17 protein-coding genes are annotated in these 17,709 nt (G+C 66.7%); 8 read left to right on the top strand and 9 right to left on the bottom strand.

Going from position 1 to position 17,709, the window contains the following annotated elements:
* Nucleotides 1-33: 33 nt before the first annotated feature.
* The 3 genes from ABQE44_RS09125 to ABQE44_RS09115 all read right to left on the bottom strand — a co-directional run bounded on the left by ABQE44_RS09125 (nucleotide 34) and on the right by ABQE44_RS09115 (nucleotide 3,541).
* Complete coding sequence (locus ABQE44_RS09125; protein ID WP_448392408.1) at nucleotides 34-252, bottom strand: ferredoxin; 219 nt, start codon at nucleotides 250-252, stop codon at nucleotides 34-36.
* A complete protein-coding gene (locus tag ABQE44_RS09120; RefSeq protein ID WP_448392407.1) occupies nucleotides 249-1,454 on the bottom strand; it encodes a cytochrome P450 in 1,206 nt (401 codons plus the stop codon). The genes ABQE44_RS09125 and ABQE44_RS09120 overlap by 4 nt, the downstream gene beginning before the upstream one ends.
* A 62-nt stretch (nucleotides 1,455-1,516) precedes the next feature.
* Complete coding sequence (locus tag ABQE44_RS09115; RefSeq protein WP_448429290.1) at nucleotides 1,517-3,541, bottom strand: MMPL family transporter; 2,025 nt, start codon at nucleotides 3,539-3,541, stop codon at nucleotides 1,517-1,519.
* Nucleotides 3,542-3,607: 66 nt separating this feature from the next.
* Here ABQE44_RS09115 and purT point away from each other — a divergent pair, with 66 nt between their 5' ends.
* From purT to ABQE44_RS09090, 5 genes are read left to right on the top strand one after another with little or no spacing between them, the layout of a single operon-like run.
* Nucleotides 3,608-4,831 carry a formate-dependent phosphoribosylglycinamide formyltransferase gene (gene purT, locus ABQE44_RS09110; RefSeq protein WP_448429288.1) on the top strand — a complete coding sequence of 408 codons (1,224 nt, stop codon included), beginning with the start codon at nucleotides 3,608-3,610 and terminating at the stop codon, nucleotides 4,829-4,831.
* 2 nt (nucleotides 4,832-4,833) lie between these two features.
* Nucleotides 4,834-5,274 (top strand): Rv0361 family membrane protein, encoded by a 441-nt coding sequence (locus ABQE44_RS09105; protein ID WP_448392404.1) that lies wholly within the window; start codon nucleotides 4,834-4,836, stop codon nucleotides 5,272-5,274.
* Between the two features lie 19 nt (nucleotides 5,275-5,293).
* Nucleotides 5,294-5,707 carry a rhodanese-like domain-containing protein gene (locus ABQE44_RS09100; RefSeq protein ID WP_448392403.1) on the top strand — a complete coding sequence of 138 codons (414 nt, stop codon included), beginning with the start codon at nucleotides 5,294-5,296 and terminating at the stop codon, nucleotides 5,705-5,707.
* Nucleotides 5,704-6,924 (top strand): O-succinylhomoserine sulfhydrylase, encoded by a 1,221-nt coding sequence (locus ABQE44_RS09095; RefSeq protein ID WP_448429286.1) that lies wholly within the window; start codon nucleotides 5,704-5,706, stop codon nucleotides 6,922-6,924. Before ABQE44_RS09100 ends, ABQE44_RS09095 begins: the two co-directional genes overlap by 4 nt.
* Complete coding sequence (locus ABQE44_RS09090; RefSeq protein WP_448392401.1) at nucleotides 6,924-7,340, top strand: hypothetical protein; 417 nt, start codon at nucleotides 6,924-6,926, stop codon at nucleotides 7,338-7,340. Before ABQE44_RS09095 ends, ABQE44_RS09090 begins: the two co-directional genes overlap by 1 nt.
* An 88-nt stretch (nucleotides 7,341-7,428) precedes the next feature.
* Here ABQE44_RS09090 and ABQE44_RS09085 read toward each other — a convergent pair whose 3' ends face one another.
* Nucleotides 7,429-8,280: an SDR family oxidoreductase gene (locus ABQE44_RS09085; RefSeq protein ID WP_448429284.1), complete on the bottom strand. Its 852-nt coding sequence runs from the start codon at nucleotides 8,278-8,280 to the stop codon at nucleotides 7,429-7,431.
* A gap of 82 nt (nucleotides 8,281-8,362) precedes the next feature.
* Here ABQE44_RS09085 and ABQE44_RS09080 point away from each other — a divergent pair, with 82 nt between their 5' ends.
* Nucleotides 8,363-8,881 (top strand): GNAT family N-acetyltransferase, encoded by a 519-nt coding sequence (locus tag ABQE44_RS09080; protein WP_448392399.1) that lies wholly within the window; start codon nucleotides 8,363-8,365, stop codon nucleotides 8,879-8,881.
* Nucleotides 8,878-9,174: a hypothetical protein gene (locus tag ABQE44_RS09075; protein ID WP_448392398.1), complete on the top strand. Its 297-nt coding sequence runs from the start codon at nucleotides 8,878-8,880 to the stop codon at nucleotides 9,172-9,174. Before ABQE44_RS09080 ends, ABQE44_RS09075 begins: the two co-directional genes overlap by 4 nt.
* Here ABQE44_RS09075 and ABQE44_RS09070 read toward each other — a convergent pair.
* Nucleotides 9,167-9,913, bottom strand: a complete 747-nt coding sequence (locus tag ABQE44_RS09070) for an MBL fold metallo-hydrolase (RefSeq protein ID WP_448392397.1) — start codon at nucleotides 9,911-9,913, stop codon at nucleotides 9,167-9,169. The two genes, ABQE44_RS09075 and ABQE44_RS09070, sit on opposite strands and share 8 nt — an antisense overlap.
* Before the next feature lie 34 nt (nucleotides 9,914-9,947).
* Between ABQE44_RS09070 and fgd the strand changes: the two genes are divergently transcribed.
* A complete protein-coding gene (gene fgd / locus ABQE44_RS09065) occupies nucleotides 9,948-10,958 on the top strand; it encodes a glucose-6-phosphate dehydrogenase (coenzyme-F420) (RefSeq protein WP_448429282.1) in 1,011 nt (336 codons plus the stop codon).
* On the opposite strand, the gene ABQE44_RS09060 is transcribed toward fgd, so the two are convergent.
* Genes ABQE44_RS09060 through ABQE44_RS09045 form a run of 4 tightly spaced genes read right to left on the bottom strand, consistent with a single transcriptional unit; the run spans nucleotide 10,861 to nucleotide 17,533 of the window.
* On the bottom strand, nucleotides 10,861-12,675 hold the full coding sequence (locus ABQE44_RS09060; protein ID WP_448392395.1) for a glycosyltransferase family protein: 1,815 nt from the start codon (nucleotides 12,673-12,675) through the stop codon (nucleotides 10,861-10,863). The two genes, fgd and ABQE44_RS09060, sit on opposite strands and share 98 nt — an antisense overlap.
* Nucleotide 12,676: 1 nt before the next feature.
* Nucleotides 12,677-14,614 carry a hypothetical protein gene (locus tag ABQE44_RS09055; protein ID WP_448392394.1) on the bottom strand — a complete coding sequence of 646 codons (1,938 nt, stop codon included), beginning with the start codon at nucleotides 14,612-14,614 and terminating at the stop codon, nucleotides 12,677-12,679.
* Entirely contained in the window at nucleotides 14,611-16,038 is a 1,428-nt protein-coding gene (locus tag ABQE44_RS09050; protein WP_448429281.1) for a glycosyltransferase family 2 protein, read from the bottom strand. Before ABQE44_RS09050 ends, ABQE44_RS09055 begins: the two co-directional genes overlap by 4 nt.
* Complete coding sequence (locus tag ABQE44_RS09045) at nucleotides 16,031-17,533, bottom strand: hypothetical protein (protein WP_448392392.1); 1,503 nt, start codon at nucleotides 17,531-17,533, stop codon at nucleotides 16,031-16,033. Before ABQE44_RS09045 ends, ABQE44_RS09050 begins: the two co-directional genes overlap by 8 nt.
* Nucleotides 17,534-17,709: the final 176 nt, after the last annotated feature.

Raw genomic sequence — 17,709 nt, 5'->3', positions numbered from 1 at the left:
CAGCAACCGCGGGCTGTGCTTGGAGCAGGACGACTAGTCGATCAGCCGCAACGCCTGTGAGGGGCAGAGCTTGACCGCTTCCTGCACGTTGTGCACCTGTTCCTCGGGCACCTCGCCGGTTTGGACGTCTCCGCCGTCCGTGTCGACAAGGACCACCACGATGCCGTCGTCGTCCTGATCGAACACCGCGTCGGCCACCATCACACAGTTTCCCGCTTGGATGCACACATTGCGGTCAGCTTGAACTTTCACCATTTCACCTTCAACGATTTCAGACCGTAGATGAAGTGAAACGACCGGAACGGTACATCGTCGAAATCCTCGGCCAGCTCCAACGTCGGAAACCTGCGCAGCAGTGCGGGAAACGCGATGCGCATCTCCATTCGGGCCAGCGGCGCGCCGAGACAGTGGTGCACACCGTGGCCGAACCCGAGATGCCCGATCGCGCCGCGCCGGATGTCGAACAGGTCGGGCGCGTCGATGAAGTCCGGATCGCGGTTGCCCGACGGCAATGAGACGAACACGAGTTCGCCCGCCGGGATCTTTACCCCGGCCACTTCGACGTCGGTGGTGGTGTAACGCGGAATCGCGCTGTGCACGATCGACAACCACCGCATCAGCTCCTCCACCGCGGGTCCCACGGCGTCCGGGTCGTCACGCACTGCGGCCAACTGGTCGGGGTGGCGCAGCAGCGCCAATGTGCCCAGCCCCAACATGTTCGACGTGGTCTCGTGTCCCGCGAGCAGCAGCAGGCCGGCCACGCCGATGAGCTCGTCGTCGGTGAGGTCGGCGCCGTGCTCGCGGACCAGCATGCCAAGGATGTCGTCGCCGGGCTCGGTGCGGGCGCGCTCGACCAGCGAGCCCATGTAGGCGCGGCCCTGCCGCTGCATGTCCAGCCGCTCGGCAACGGGCGCGGACAGGTCGAGTTGACGCGCGCTGCGCTGCTGGAACTCCGCGCGGTCTTCGTAGGGCACCCCCAGCAGTTCGCAGATCGCCAGCGACGGAATCGGCAGCGCGAAGGCTTCGACCAGGTCGACGGGCGGACCGGCGCCGGCCATCGCGTCGAGGTGCTCGTCGACGATTTGGGTGATGCGCGGTTCCAGCCGCTTCATCCGCCTGATGGTGAACTCCGGGGTGAGCATGCGGCGCAGCCGCTGGTGTTCGGGCGGGTCGAGGCCCAGCAGGTTTCCGGAGCGGGCCCTGGCCAACTCTTCCTCGGAAAGCGTTGGCGCGCCGGGCAGCACGAAACCGGGTGGACGGACGTTGGAGAACCGTTCGTGATCCGACAGCACGGCCTTGATGTCGTCATGGCGGGTCACCAGGTAGACCTGCATGCCGAACGAGTTGGTCGACGTGGACACCCCGAGGCGCTCGCGGATCTCCCGCAGCGCTGGCGTCGGGTTGAACCCGTCGCGCCGCATGTGCAGCGGCGGCGCCGCAACGGATTCGGTCATGCTTTCGACGGTACCGGCGAGCGCTCGCGCCGGGACCGACGCTTTGGTCGTTTTTACTCGCGCTAACCGTGCAAATCGTCCCTTTCGGCGGGAGAGTGGGCGCCCGACTCCCTGACCCACGGGGCCGGCCACCAGATGCGCGGGCCGATCAGCGTGAACAACGCAGGGATGATCACCGTGCGCACCAGGAACGTGTCCAACAGGATGCCGAGCCCGACGATGATGCCCACCTGGGTCAACACGATCAGCGGCAGCACGCCCAGCACGCAGAACACCGCCGCGAGCACGATGCCGGCGCTGGTGATGACAGCGCCGGTCGCCGATACCGCACGCACGATGCCGTTGCGGGTGCCGTGCTCGGGTGTCTCCTCACGCGCACGGGTGACCAAGAAGATGGTGTAGTCCACGCCCAGCGCCACCAGGAACAGGAACGCGAACAGCGGCGCGGTGTTGTCCAACGCCGGGAAGCCGAAGATGTGCACGCTGGCCCAGCCGCCCAGACCCAGCGCGGCCAGCGCGCTGAGCACCGTCACCGCCACCAGCACCAGCGGCGCCAACGCCGACCGCAGCAGCACATACAGCACAGCCAGCACCACGACCAGAATCGCCGGCACCACAACCGCCCGGTCGTGCCCCGCGGCGGCGCTGGCGTCGCGCGCGGTGGCATCCGATCCGCCAACCAACGCGTCGTCGTCGACCGCGCTGACCGAGGCGCGCAGCTCGTCGACGATGGTGAACGCCTCGTCGGACGCCGGTTCCGCGTCGAGCACCACCGACCACTGGGTGAGCCCGGTCGGGCTTTGGCCCGCCGGCGTCGCCGACACCACGCCGGGCGTCTCGGTGATCGCGCGTTCGACGTCGGCCGCCCGATCGGTCGGCGCGACCACGTGCGTCGGGTCGGTCAGGCCGCTGGGAAAGTGCTCGGAGAGCCGTTCGTATCCGGTGACGGACTCGGCCTGCACCCGGAATTGTTCAGTCTGAGACAGGCCGACCGGCGTGTTCCACACCCCGATGCACAACAGCGCCAGCCCCGCGATCGACACCGCAGCGACCGGGCCGGGACGGCGGGCCACCGATTCGGCGATGCGGTGCCAGATCCCGCTGTCGGTCAGGGGTTTGGCGCCCATCTGCGGAATGAACGGCCAGAACAACCGCCTGCCGAACAACGCCAGCAGCGGCGGCAGCACCAATAGCACGTACACCGCAGCGACGATCAACCCGGCCGCCGCCTGCACCCCGAGGCTGCGCACACTCGGTGAGGAGGCGAAGATCAGCGTCAGTAACGCCAGCACCACCGTCGCGTTGCTCGCCAAGATGGCCGGCCCGGCCCGACGCACCGCGGTGCCCAACCCCTCGCGGTGGTTCTCCTTGCGGCCCAACTCCTCTCGGTAGCGCGAGATCAGCAGCAACGCGTAGTTGGTGCCCGCGCCGAACACCAGCACGCTGGTGATGCCCGACGTCGACCCGTCCGGCGTCATGCCGACGGCCTGAGCCACGGCGGTGCCCAGCACCGCGGCCACCCGGTCGGCGAACCCGATCACCGCCAACGGCACCAGCCACAGCACGGGGGAGCGGTACGTGATGATCAGCAGCACCGCCACGACGGTGGCCGTCACCGCCAGCAGCGTGATGTTGGCGCCCGAGAACGAGTTGGCGATATCGGCGCCGAACGCCGGGCCGCCCGTGACCTCGGTGCGCAGATCCGGCGGTAGCCCCGCCGCGGCCTGCTGGCGCAGCTGCTTGACCGCGTCGTTGAGCTCGAAGCCCGACAGCTCCGAGTCCAGCGGCACCGCCGCCAGCGCGGCCTGGCCGTCGGCGGAGACCTGTGCGGGCCACTTCTGGTTGACGGCGTCGATGTCGGCCGGGCTCAGCAACGCGCCGTCGGTACGGGTGACGACGATGATCGCGGGGGCGGCGTCGCCTCCGGGGAACTGCGCGCGCAGCTCGTCGACGCGGGCGGACTCGGCGGAGTCGGGCACCGGAACCGGCGACCGGTCACTGGAATCGTCGCTGCCGATCAGCGCCATCAACAGGCCGGAGACCCCGACCACGAGCACGGCCACTATCCAGGACACGCGGCGCGACATACCCACCAATATTTCAGAGATGCCCATGAGCCCGCTGGGCCGGTATCTGGCAGGCTGGACGGCGCGATGAGTGACACGACCGAACCGGACACAGCCCCAGAGCCGAAATCGGCGAACTCGACGGTGATGCTGCTCGGTGCCGGCGAGCTGAGCCGCGAGCTGGCACTGGCTTTTCAGGGGCTGGGCGCCGATGTCATCGCGGTGGACCGCTACGCCGACGCGCCCGCACACGCGGTGGCCGAGCGGTCGGTCGTCGCCCAGATGACCGACGCCGACGCGCTGACCGCGCTGATCGAGAAGGAAGCGCCGCGCTACATCGTGGCCGAGGCCGGGTTGATCGCCGCCGATGCGTTGATCGCGGTCGCCGAACGGGGCGAGGTCGAGGTGTTCCCGACCCCGCGCAGCACCCGGCTGTCACTGGACCGGGAGGGTCTGCGCCGGCTGGCCGCCGACGAACTGGGCCTGCCCACCGCGCCGTTCTGGTTCGCCGGTTCGGCCGAGGAGTTGACCGCGGTGGCCCAACACGCCGGCTTTCCGCTGGTGGTCAAGCCCGTCTCGGCGGCGCCGGGTGAGGGGGAGTCCGTGCTGCTGCGGGTCGAGGACGTCGAGCCGGCGTGGCAGCGCGCCGTCGTCGCGGGCCGGATCCCGCACAACCGGGTGATGGCCGAGACGGTCGTCGACGTCGACTTCGAGGTCACGCTGCTGACCGTGCGGACCACCGGACCGACGGGGCCGACGGTGCATTTCTGCGAGCCGATCGGTCACCGCCAGGTCGACGGCGGCGTGCTGGAATGCTGGCAGCCGCAGCCGATGCCGTCGGCCGCGCTGGATGTCGCCAAGTCGATCGCCGCGCGCATTGTGAACTCGCTGGGCGGGCGCGGCGTGTTCGGTGTCGAGCTGCTGGTGCGCGGCGACGAGGTGTACTTCGACAGCGTGCAGCCGCGTCTGCACGACAGTGGTTTGGTAACTCTGCGCTCCCAACGGCTTTCGGAGTTCGAACTGCACGCGCGTGCGATCCTCGGCCTGCCGGTGGACACCATCATGATTTCTCCGGCCGCCGCCGAAGTGGCCTACGCCGGTGCCGAATCCACCACCGGGGCGGGGGTGGACCCGCAGGCCGTGCTCGCCGATGCGCTGACCGTGGCCGAAAGCGACGTGCGGTTGTTCAACCGGCCCGACGACGGCGAGACGCCGCGCCGGTTGGGGGTGGCGATCGCGACCGCGGCCGACCCGATCGTGGCCCGCGACCGCGCGAGGCGCGTCACGGCGGCGCTGCGCGGGCTCTGGTAGCCATGTCCGAGCCGAATCAGGCGGACCGGCCGACGATGGGGCCGTTTCTGGCTGCGCTGGCCGTCGTGGCGCTCGTCGGCGTCGGCATCGTGATGTTCAATCTGTTGGGCGACGGCGAACCGTCCGCCGAGCAGCAGGTCGCCCGCGCGGTGATCGCGCAGAACGACGCGCTGCAGCGGGAGAGCTACGCCGACTTCCGTTCCCACACGTGTGCCGCCGAACGCGGCACCGAAGCCGACATGCTTGCCGGTCAACAGGATTCGGTCGAGTCGCGCGGCGAGCGGTTCGTCGACGACGTCACCGACGTCGAGGTCGACGGTGAGCGTGCCAGCGCCGAGGTGACCTACCACTTCGACAAGGCGCCGGACGCCAAAACCACTGTTCCCATCAGCTTTGTCCGCGAAGACGGGGCATGGAAGGTCTGTTCGGCCGGTCCCAGGTAGCTATGGGAGACTTCGGTCCGTGAACTATGCCGGAGACATCACGCCGCAGGAGGCCTGGACGCTGCTGACCGACGTCCCGGAGGCAGTGCTCGTGGATTGTCGCACCGAAGCCGAATGGCGTTTCGTCGGCGTTCCGGATCTGGGCCCGCTGCGGCGCGATGTCGTGTTCATCGAATGGAACCGCTCCGACGGTACGCACAACGAGGCGTTCGTCGAGGACCTCGTCGACCAGATCGGTGACAACGCCGAGCGGCCGGTGGTGTTCTTGTGCCGCTCGGGTAACCGCTCGATCGGCGCCGCGGAGGCCGCCACCGCGGCCGGTATCGCGCCCGCCTACAACGTGCTCGACGGGTTCGAAGGCCACCTCGACGAGCGCTGGCACCGCGGGGGAAGCGGGTGGAAGGCCGTCGGCCTGCCGTGGAAGCAGTCATGAGCGACGACCCCGAAGTGCCGTCGGTGCGGCGGCCCGCCGAACTGCCCGACGGTGTCGGGCAGGCCACCATCGGTGCGCGCGGCGGGCTGCTGCGGTCGCAGTTCGAGGAGACCGCTGAGGCGATGTACCTCACGTCGGGATACGTCTATGCATCGGCCGCCGAGGCCGAAAAGGCGTTCACCGGCGAGGTCGACCGCTACGTGTACTCGCGCTACGGCAACCCGACCATCTCGATGTTCGAGGAGCGGCTGCGCCTGATCGAAGGCGCGCCCGCCTGCTTTGCTACGGCCACCGGGATGGCGGCGGTGTTCACGTCGCTGGGCGCGTTGCTCGGCGCCGGTGACCGCTTGGTCGCCGCGCGCAGCCTGTTCGGTTCGTGCTTTGTGGTGTGCGACGAGATCCTGCCCCGGTGGGGTGTGGAAACGGTTTTCGTCGACGGCGAGGATCTGTCCCAGTGGGAACAGGCGCTATCAGTGCCGACCGCGGCCGTGTTCTTCGAGACGCCGTCGAACCCGATGCAGTCGCTGGTCGACATTGCCGCGGTGTGCGAGCTCGCCCACGACGCGGGTGCAAAAGTGGTGCTGGACAACGTATTCGCCACCCCGATTCTGCAGCAAGGCTTTCCGCTCGGTGTCGACGTCGTGGTGTATTCGGGCACCAAGCACATCGACGGGCAGGGTCGCGTGCTCGGCGGGGCGATTCTGGGCGACAAGGACTACATCGACGAACCGGTGCAAAAACTGATGCGCCACACCGGCCCGGCGATCAGCGCATTCAATGCGTGGACGCTGCTGAAAGGTTTGGAGACGTTGGCGCTTCGGGTGGAATATCAGAACGCGTCGGCGCAGCGCATCGCGGAGTTCTTGGAGAACCATCCTGCCGTCAGCTGGGTGCGGTACCCGTTCCTGGAATCGCATCCGCAGTACGACCTGGCCAAGCGCCAGATGACTGGCGGCGGCACGGTGATCACGTTCGAGCTGGGAAGCGGCACAAAGCAGCGCGCCTTCGAAGTGCTTGACAAGCTGCGACTCATCGACATCTCCAACAACCTGGGCGACGCCAAGTCGCTGGTCACCCATCCGTCCACCACCACCCACCGCGCGATGGGCCCGGAGGGCAGGGCGGCGATCGGACTCGGCGACGGGGTGGTGCGAATCTCGGTGGGGCTGGAAAACACTGAGGATCTGATCGCCGACATCGACGAGGCGTTGAGTTAGTGTCGCGGCGGTCGAATGAGAAGAAGGCACGGCGGCGCAAGCGGCGGGCCGCGCGCGACGCCCGCTGGGTGCCGGACTCCGTCATGGCCGCGATGTCCGACGACATCGAAATCGCCGCGGTGCTCGAGGAGTTGGACCAACGCATCACCGAGCGCGGCTGGGTCTTCGACGACGACGCCTCCGACGACGAGTCGGCGCTGTGGTTCTATGCGCCCTCACAGGCCGACGTCGGCGACGACGACACCGTCGACGCGACGACGATCGTGCTGACCGCAGCCGACAACGCCGACATCGTCCACGTGGTGTTCGTCGGTACCGGCGAGGACTACCAGTTCGGCTTCGAGGAGCTGTTCGAGTGCCTCGACGTGATCGAGGCATACCGCGCCGGCGATCAGGTACCGAGCTTCACCCCTTAGCGTGAAGGCGGCGTGAGAGCTCATCCTCGTACGCTTTTTCCCTCGCTTTCCGTACCAGGCTGTGCGCTCGCGGGGCTGCCGGTAACGGCTAGTCCTCCACTACGCCCTGGGCGTCCTGCGCGCGCTGCTCGTAGCCCTGGCGCGCGGTGGCGTCGAATTCCAGGAACACCCGGTCCAGTCCCAGCTTGTTGTTCAGCCAACGGCGTGCGCGCGGGCCGAGCAGCTGCGCGGCCTGCGCGGTGAACCGCAGCGGAGGCGGAACGGAGACATGGGTTTTCGGCTTCTGCAGTGTCTTGACCACGGCCGCGGCGATGTCTTCGGGCTCCACCGGCTTGATGGCTCCGCTGCTCTTGGTGCCCGAGATCAGCTCGGTTTTGGTGAACGGCGGCATGATCACGGAGACGTCGACACCGTGCGGCGCCATCTCGTCGGCCAGCGCGGCCGACAGCCCCACCACGCCGAACTTGGCGCCCACGTACACCACCTGGCCCGGCACCGGGATGAGGCCCGACAGCGAGGCGATGTTGATGACGTGTCCGCTGCGGCGCGCGATCATGCCCGGCAGCACCAGCTGGCAGCCCGCGATGACGCCGTAGAGGTTCACCTCGATCGAGGACCGGATGGACTGCTCGGATTGCTCGAGGAACGGGCCGATCGGCATCACGCCCGCGTTGTTGATGAGCACGTCGATGTGGCCGCCACCGTCGGTGCGCGCCTTGTCCAGAAACGTCGTGAACGACTCGCGGTCGGTGACGTCGAGCGGATACCCCGACACCGGCCCGAGCTTGGTGAGCTGAGCGACGGCCGACTCCTGAAAGGCCACGTCACGGTCGCCGATCACCACCCGCGCGCCGTGCTCGAGCAGCGCCTTCGCGGTCGCGTAGCCGATGCCGCGGGCAGCGCCGGTGATCGCGATGGTCTTGCCCCTGATGTTGTCCATGCGGCCAAACTTTACACGTGTCAAGTTCATCGGGGAAGCGTGCCGGAATAGGCCTGCGCTCCTCGCGGTAGACATGGAAGTGATGCACCTTCGCTTCGTACCGGTCACTCAGGACGACCCGCTGGCTGCGCCGCTGCTCGCCGAGTTGGCCAAGGAGTACGCCGGCCGGTACGGCGGCAGCGAGGAACGCGTCATGAAATGGCTGCGTTCGGTGCCGCCGCACGCTTTCGCCCCGCCTAGCGGCGGGCTGCTGATCGGGATGCTCGGCGATCAGCCGGTCACCGGCGGCGGGTTCTGCCGCTTCGACGAGAACACCGCAGAACTCAAGCGCATCTGGACCGACAGCCGGTTTCGGCGTCAGGGTCACGCGAGGGCGCTGCTGGCCGCGCTGGAGGCCGAGATCGCCGCGCGCGGCTATCGGCGGGTGTACCTGATGACCGGAGACCGCCAACCCGAGGCTGAAGCGCTTTATCTGGCAACCGGATACATTCCCCTGGACGAACCGTTGCCGTCAGACGGTGAGGTGTTTCCTGTCGCGTTTGCCAAGGCTCTCAACGGGCAAACCGTGGCAATCGAGGCCGACAGGGAAGTGGACATGTGACGTTGACGCAGACGACCGTCGGCTGGCTGATCCTGTTGGCTGCCGCCGGAACGTTTGCGCTCGGGCTCGCGTCGCGGGTGTTCATCGGCCGGAGGCGAAACACCAGGTCGGTGCGCGGGATGGTCCGGTTGTTCCGCCGGACCGGGGTGGCGCGCGTGCTGTTCGGCCGGTTCGAGGATGACGTGCTCGACGACGAAGAACTCGACAGCATGATCCTGATGCCAGCCGTCGTGGTGGGGTGCGGGCTGTGCCTGACCGCGATCTTCCTGCTGGGTTACCAGAGCCTCATTTGAGAGTCGCCCCGCGCCTGGCGGTTTCGGCGGCCTGCCGGACTGATCCGCGCCACACCGGTCCGTGTCCTGGCAGCAGCACCTCGGCGTCGAGCCTCGCCAATGCGCCCAGGCTGCGCACGCAGCCGTCTTGGTCGTGGTTGAACAGCGTGGGCAGCAGCTGCGGCCCGCCGCGCGGTGCCAGCGGGTGCCCGGTGACCAGCGCGTCACCGCTGATCAGCACACCGTCCACCAGATAGGAGCAGTGCCCGCCGGTGTGGCCAGGGGTGGCAACCGCAACCGGCTGGCCGGGCAGCGCCGCGGCGACGTCGTCGGTGAGCGGTTGGGCCGCCGGTATACCTTCGCGGGTCAGTGCACCCTTGCGGGTGATCGCCACCGTCCACGCCAGATAACGCGGGTGCCAGATGTGCTTGGCGATGTCGACCGGCGATGCCTGCTCCAGGTACTCGCGTTTGGCGTGGCCCACCTCGGCGGCATGCGAATATACCGGTGTGCCATGGATTTTGGAGAACCAGATGGCCGAACCGAAATGGTCGACGTGGGCGTGCGTGAGCAGGATCGCCCGCAGGTGCTCGACGCCGAAGCCCAGTTGGCGCAGCGACGCCAGCACTTCGTCGCGGCTGCCGGGGAAACCGGCGTCGATCAGCAGCACACCATCACCGTCGGTGACTAGCGTCCAGTTGACGAGCTCGGTATGGGCGAAATGGACGGTGTCGGTGACGGCGGTCAGGACCGGTGCCATCCCGCGAGTCTAGATAGTGGAGTAGAACTGAGACGTGGCTGAACTCAAACTCGGATACAAGGCGTCGGCGGAGCAGTTCGCCCCGCGTGAACTCGTCGAATTGGGCGTCGAGGCAGAAGCACACGGCATGGACAGCGCGACGGTCAGCGATCACTTCCAGCCCTGGCGGCACGAGGGCGGCCACGCGCCGTTCTCGCTGTCCTGGATGACGGCGGTCGGTGAACGCACCAAGCGCATCGTGCTGGGCACGTCGGTGCTGACGCCGACCTTCCGCTACAACCCGGCCGTCATCGCGCAGGCGTTCGCCACCATGGGCTGCCTGTACCCGGACCGGATCTTCCTCGGGGTGGGCACCGGGGAGGCGCTCAACGAGATCGCCACCGGCTACGAGGGCGACTGGCCGGAGTTCAAGGAGCGCTTCGCCCGGCTGCGGGAATCCGTGCGGCTGATGCGTGAGCTGTGGCTCGGCGACCGGGTGGACTTCGACGGCGAGTATTACCACACCAAGGGGGCGTCGATCTACGACGTGCCCGACGGCGGCATACCGGTCTACATCGCCGCGGGCGGCCCGGTGGTGGCCAAGTACGCCGGCCGCGCGGGCGACGGGTTCATCTGCACGTCAGGTAAGGGTGCGGAGCTGTACCAGGACAAGCTCATCCCCGCGGTCAAAGAAGGCGCCGAGAAGGCCGACCGCAACGCCGACGACATCGACCGGATGATCGAGATCAAGATCTCCTATGACCCGGACCCGGACCTGGCGTTGGAGAACACCCGGTTCTGGGCGCCGCTGTCGCTGACCGCCGAGCAGAAGCACAGCATCGACGACCCGATCGAGATGGAGAAGGCCGCCGACGCGCTGCCGATCGAACAGGTGGCCAAACGCTGGATTGTCGCGTCAGATCCGGACGAAGCCGTCGAAAAGGTCGGCCAGTACGTGAAGTGGGGGCTCAACCACCTGGTGTTCCACGCGCCGGGGCACGATCAGCGCCGGTTCCTGGAGCTGTTTCAGAAGGACCTGGAGCCCCGGTTGCGCCGGCTTGGCTGATCTGATCCGCGGTCGGCTTGGCGGTCGCCGGCCGCCCGGTCGTGCGGTAGATCCGGAACCGTTCGTCGCCCGTCGCGCCGTATACCGAATGCACCAGCGTGCCGAGCCCGGCGCCGTCCTGCCATAGCGTCGGATAGCGCAGGTTCAGGGCATCGGCGTTGCTGATGTTCGGATTGCTCGCCACGATGTACCGCACGCCGAAGTCCCACGGCCGGTTCAGCGCCGCGGCGAAGTCGTAATCGCTGGTGATCACGAATTGGCGTGGCCGGTCCGACGCCAACCAGACACCCCAGGTGTTGAACGTGTCCATCAACACCGCGCCGTCGGGCAGCCGCTTGCGGTCGAAGTAGTCGGCCAGCGCACGGTCGTTGACCATCAGCCGTCGGTACCACTGTTCCTCAGGCGGATACCGCTCCGGGTCGACTAGGGACCGCAGACCGAACTGAAGTTGTTGATTGCCGATCCGTTCGTCGGCCATCGCGGCGAGGGTCACCGGAATCCCGATCATCAGTGAGACGCTCAGCAGCACCGCACCCGCGCGAGCCGCCACATTATCGGCAAGCCCCCGAACGTCTTTGCCAGTTGAACCAGGCTCCCACAATGCCAGCGCTACACAGATCACCAGCGGGACGGCCAACAGGTAGAACCGGAACCAGCCGAAAGTGGACGACGTGTACTGGCCCCACACGGCGAATGCCAGAACGGGTCCGAGCACGGCGACCGGCACCAGCGCGTCGGCTCTCCGGCGCAGCACGCTGTGTGCGACGGCGACCGCCACAGCCAACACGACGAACGGCTGCATCCCGAGCAATCGTGCGGCGATCACCACCCAGTCGCTGGACGCGGCCTCGCCAAGCGGGCCGCCCCGCTCCGCTGCAGCGCTGACCTGACTGTCGTTGCCGTACTGCGATGACAACGTCGCGAACAGTTCACCTGAAACCACCCAGCTGGTCAGTGCCCAGACGATGAAGGCTGTAGCCAGCGGGAAGAGCACGATGATGACACAGAGAATGGCGTTGTTGACTCGTTGCGATCGATGTGCGGCGTGGAATGCGAAGGCCCCGACGAGTAGCGCCGCACCGCAGGCGGCGGGGACCGTTTCATAGCGACAGAGGTAACCGAGGCCCAAAGCGATGCCGGCCCAGGCCAAATCGCCCACCCGCTCAAAACGCACCCACTGCAGGAGGTGGCGCACGCACCACAGGAGGCAAAATATATGGGCCGCTTCGCTCATCCCGGATGCCCCGTAGATGATGATCATCGGCTGCAGCGCGAAGCATCCGACGGCCAACCAACGCCAGGCCTTACCCACGCCGCGGTCCAGCGCGATACGCCGTATCAGCACAGCCGCGGCCGCCATGAACAACGCGCTCTGCATAACGCCGGCCAGTCCGTGGGTCTTCAGTTCGGGCCACCACTGGCTGAGCGGAAGCATCGGTATCTGAACCATGCTCGGCAGCGGATTCCAGACGAAGCCGATGGCCGACAGATGCGGATGGCGGCTCATCACCACGTATCCGGCATTGGCGACACGGCTCGGTGCATCCGGATCGAACATGTTGAACTGCAACACGAGTACGGCCCCGACGGCGAAGTACAGGATGGACAGCGCAACGAACAGGCCGACGCCCCAGACGCGCCGAGGTTCAGTGGCGGGCGCGGGGTCGCTGGCGACTGACCCTGCGTCGCCGGCAATCGAAGGCCGTACGGTTACCACCTCACTGGGTACCGCGTCGCCGGCGGATAACCAACAGCACAGCCGCTGCGATCACGATCGCGACACCGGCGGCGATCGACGCCCATGCCCACCACTTCCAGTGGTCCCCGGGATATTCGTTGATCAGCCCGCCGCCTTCGCGCACGGTGAGGTTGACGGTCTGCCGCTCGGCGCCGGTGGCAACGACGTCACCGGACAGCGATGCCCAGCGGTTCTCGAGGCCGCGGATGTAGTTGAACGCGTCTGCGACGAGAGACCAGTCACCGCGGCCTGATATCGCCAGCACGGTACGGCCGTTGTGAGTGAACGCCTGTACGACGCCCAGCGGACCGCCCAGATCCAGCTCGGTATCTGGGCTCGCGTTGACGTTGACGGTGTTCGCTGCACCCGGCTGGATCGGTGGATTCATTCCAGCGTTTGCCATTTCGCTACCTTCGGTCACCGCCAACAGGCCCGTGCCGGCAGAGGCGGCTTCCGCGAACGACGTGAGTTTGGGACGCAGCGCCACCGTCGTCTGCTGTCCCATCAGGTTGATCGCTTGCGCGGCGTAGGTCAGATGCTCCGGGTTGTCGATGGCCACATCGAAGTCCGGTGTGAACGCCATGGGCAGAACCGGAAACCCGCCACGGTTGTGGGTGCCGGGTGTGACGGTCACCGTCGACTGTGGGTCCAGCGCGAAGGTCATACGATCGTTCAACGGTGCGCATTCCTGACGGGGGCTGTACCGCAGCTCCATAGCGATACCGATCGTTGAGGTGATCGACTCGGGAGGTATGTCACCGATGACGTCCAGCACGCCGGATTCGTCGAGAACATGGGTGGCCAGCACGGTGGAGCCGGAGCGGATCAGGATCGATGCCTCGCCGCCGACCACGGGTGTGTACTTGGCTTTGACGTGCACCTTCGCGTGGCTGATCGGCCCGAGAGCGAACTTGCTGACGTCGAAGCCGGCGTACAGCGTGCTGGTTCCCAGCACCGACGCCTCGCCGGCCATGCCGAGCTGCGCGAACGTCTTTATGTTGGTGGCCTGGCTGCGGTCCTCCAGCGCTGAAAGCGTTGCGGCCGAGGGTGACTGGGCCAGACTGAAGCGTCGGTCGGCGAACAGGTCGACCTGCTGCACCAGCTCTTGACCGGTGCCGGTGATCGCCAACGCCGCATCCTGTGTGCCGGCGTTCTCGACCTTCAGCGCCGCAGTTGCGCCGTCGCGAATGTCGATCACCCGCCGCGCTGTGCTGCTCGCCGGCGACACCGCGCCGTCGGAACTGTCCACCTCGATCCGCACGGGCATCGGCCGGTACAGATGGGTCAGTTCAGCGACCAGATCCAGCGCGGCCTGCTGTTGGCTTTCCGTTGGTGCCGAACCAACGCGGATGAGGACCTGGTCGAGGTAGCCGGGCAGAAAATCCGCGACGGTGCGGGGTGCCGGAGTGGGGCCGGAGAACGCCGCTGCCAGCTGGCTCAACGCCAGCGAGGGCCGTTGTGTACAGCTGTCGACGGCGACGGTCTTGTCGCGCAGCACGAAACTGAGTTGAGCCTGCCCGTCGTTGATCTCGGCGCGTGAGATGTCGACTTTGAACGGTACGGTGGCCATATCGGCTGGCACGGGGATCGTGCCGAGCACGACGCCGCGTCCGTCGGAAACTTCGATCCGGCCCTCGACGACGTTGACCACCGATCCGACTTGACCGGTCAGCGTCGTCGGTGTCACGCCCGACGGCACCGGAATCGAAACGCTGGTCGACTGGTTCGACCCGATCAGCTCCAAGCGGTCCGGAAGCCCCAACTCCGGCCAGACGATCGGCGGCGTCACGTTGGAGCCGGGAATACCAGAGTCCCGTGGATCCGCTGAGGCACGTGGCAGCTCGGGCTGCATGACTTGCGCCCATAGGGCCGCGACGACGACGAGGGCGACGCCCACCGTCCGGACGATTGCGGTCACTGAGAACCTCCAGCGGATGGCGGTGAAATATGCGGAGCTGTCAGCCCGTGAACTGTCTTCTCCCAGAAGAACGGTCGGAACAGCAACTGGTAGATGGCTTTTACGGCGGCAACCGCCTGAAGCAGCCAGTACACCGGTGTCAGAAGTGCGGCCGGCCACAGATGGGGTTTGCCGAGTTCTTTGGTGACGACCAGCCCGGAGTAGATCGACAACGGAGCACCGATGAGGAACAGCGTCAAGCAGATGTAGTAGGTCGTCGGCGGAAAGACCATCGCGATGAAGTGAGGGCGTCCCAACACCCAGACCAGTAACGTGAACCAGAACACCAGGTTGCAGACTGCGGTCAACGGCACTCCACCGGTCATGTTGAGCAGTCGGAGTATTGCCTTTGTTCCGATCTCGCGCCGCAGTCCCGAGGGGTTGCGCAGATGCACGAGCATGGTCTGCAGGTAACCCTTGTACCAGCGGGACCGTTGCCTGATCCAGTTCACCACGTCGGAGTTGGCCTCTTCCAACGTGATCGAGTCCAGGATCATGGTGCGGTAGCCATGCCGCGCCAGTCGCACACCGAGGTCGGCGTCCTCGGTGACGTTGTACTCGTCCCATCCGCCGATCTCCCGCCAGGTGGCGGTCGACATGTGGTTTGAGGTACCGCCGAGGGGGACCACGCAACGGGCTTTCTCGACGGCGGGCAGGATGACGCCGAACCACTGGTCGTACTCCAGGGAGAACCACCGCGTGAGCAGGTTCTGCTTTTCGTTGAAGTAGCCGAGTCTTGCTTGCAGGCACCCGATTTCGTCGGGCAGCCGGCAGAATGCGGCCACGGCGCGGCGCAACTGCAACGGCTCGGGGATGTCCTCGGCGTCATAGATCGTCACCATTTCGCCGCGTAGATCCGGCAGCGACATCCCGTAATTGCAGGCTTTCGGTTTGGTCTTCGGCAGGCTGTGCGGAACCAGGACAACCCGCACAGATTCGAGTTCGGCGCCGATCAGCGCCGCCTGGGTGGCGACGTCGTCCTCTTCGACCAACAGCAGCACTTCCAGCTTGTCACGCGGGTAGTCGAGCTTGCCGACTCCGTTGATCAGGTTCGTCACGATCGACGGTTCGTCGTAAACAGGTAGCAGGACCGTATAGACCGGGAGTTCGTCGTCGGACAGTGCCAACGCTTCCTCGCGGGTCACACGCACCATCGCCGATTCGCGAAGTCCTTTGAACAGCAGGTAGTTCCGGTCGATGGTCGCAGCCAGGTAGAACAGGGCGACGATACCTGTCAACAGTGGCGCGACAACGTGTGGCGCCGCGATGACGGTGCCTACCACAATTGCGGCCAGCGCGCCGAACCGCAGGAGCGACTTACGGTTCAGCGCGGTACGTGCCGAGAAGTGGGCCGGCAGGTGCGCCGGGATGAGGGCTTTAGTCACTGGTCGGTGCCCCGGTGGCCTCGGCCGACTTGACGAGACCACGCGTCAGGTGGTCGGCGCGGCTGAGAACCGATTGGTCCACCTCACCGTCGACATGGGGTTGCTGTCGTGTGGTCCACAGCGCCGGTTTGACCGAGGTGTCCAACAGGGACAGCGGCGCGGGGTCCGGAGGCATGTCGCGCCCGTCGAAGGACTGGCTGACGATCACCGTGACGGTTTGGTATTCACTGCCGGCGTGCCAGTTCCAGGTGACGGCGTACCAGTGCTGATCACTGCCGTACATCGCTGCATCGGCGTTGGTGTGCACGATCCTGGCGCCTTCCGGAAGTCCGGCCGACGGCGGAGCAGGCCGGTATTCCACTGGGCTGGCGCTCGGGTACCACACCGCGCCCGCGAAATCGTCCTGCGCCGCGCGGCTGGGGCTGGTCATTACATCGACTGCGGCCGCAGGCATCGCCGCGCTTCCGGGTAGCGCGTAGCGCAGCAGGGTCGCGTCCGCGCCGAGGGATCGGGTGATGAACGGGAACGCCTCCGGCGCGGTGAGACCGGCGTGTGCGGTCCAATCAGCCGGGACCGACGGCGCGTCGGCCTGACGGGAGGAGGAAAAGTTCACGACGGCCAGCACGATCGCGATGACCGTGAGCGCGGCCAGCGATACCGGCGAGAGGCGCGGGAGACGCGCGTCGGAGGGCTGCGGTTCGTCGCTCATCGACCGTGTCATGCGGTGCAACATGACAGCGCTCAGCACCGGGAGGGCGCCCGCACCGATGACGACCGCGGTGAGTAGGCCGATATACGCCTCGAGGAACGTCACAACGACGGCGGCCAAAACGAAGCAGCCCGCGGTCGCGATCAGCCGGTGCCGTAACCCGGCGGCTTCTGACGCGAGGAACACCGCGACGGCACCCACACCGGCGGCCAGCAGGGCCGCGGCATCGTCGGAGCCGCCGAGTGCGGCCGTGGCCAGCAAGAAAGGCAGTGGTGTTGCGCAGCAGACCGCGAACACCCATAGCTTCCACATGTGCACCACATGGCGGGCGCCGAACAGAATCACCAGCAGGCAGGCGAACCATACGACGAAGCCCAAGGACTGTAGGCGCCAGAGCGAGGACAGCGTCGACATGCGTTCGCTCAGCAAATGGATCGCCGTGAAGCACGAGATTCCCACGAATGCGGCGATGATCCAGTCGGACTCCGAATCGCCGACGCCACGTGACGGGCGGCGGTAGCCGGTCGCGATCAGCACCATGAGAAGCGGGGTGATCGCCAGAATGACCGTGCGCGAGCCGGCCGCGGCATCGGCGACAGCCTGGCCGAACACCCCGAAGTAGCCGACCAGGCCGAGTGTGGCGGCGATGCCGAGCCGTGCGGAGAACGGCAGGTCTGCGACCGATGCACGCCGACGCGGGACAGTACTGACCGGCCGCTGCGTGAGCACCACGCTCAAGGTGGACGGTTGTGTCCTGAGATCGGGCGGAACTGCAGTGTCAGTCATGGTCCTCGCAACCGGGCAGGGGGCCTACCGAAACACTCCCGCGCCATTGCAAGGAGTTTGCTAGCTTTGCGCTCGCAAGTAATTTACCAGATGGTTAGTAGTGCTGACGTGTCGGTACGTCAATTTATAACGCCAACGCAAATTCGATCGTCTTTCCTGAGACGAAGGTCACACGC

It is taken from the genome of Mycolicibacterium sp. XJ2546, from assembly GCF_053483195.1.
The sequence above is the reverse complement of the archived record's forward strand: the minus strand, read 5'-3'. Positions and strand labels throughout refer to the sequence as shown.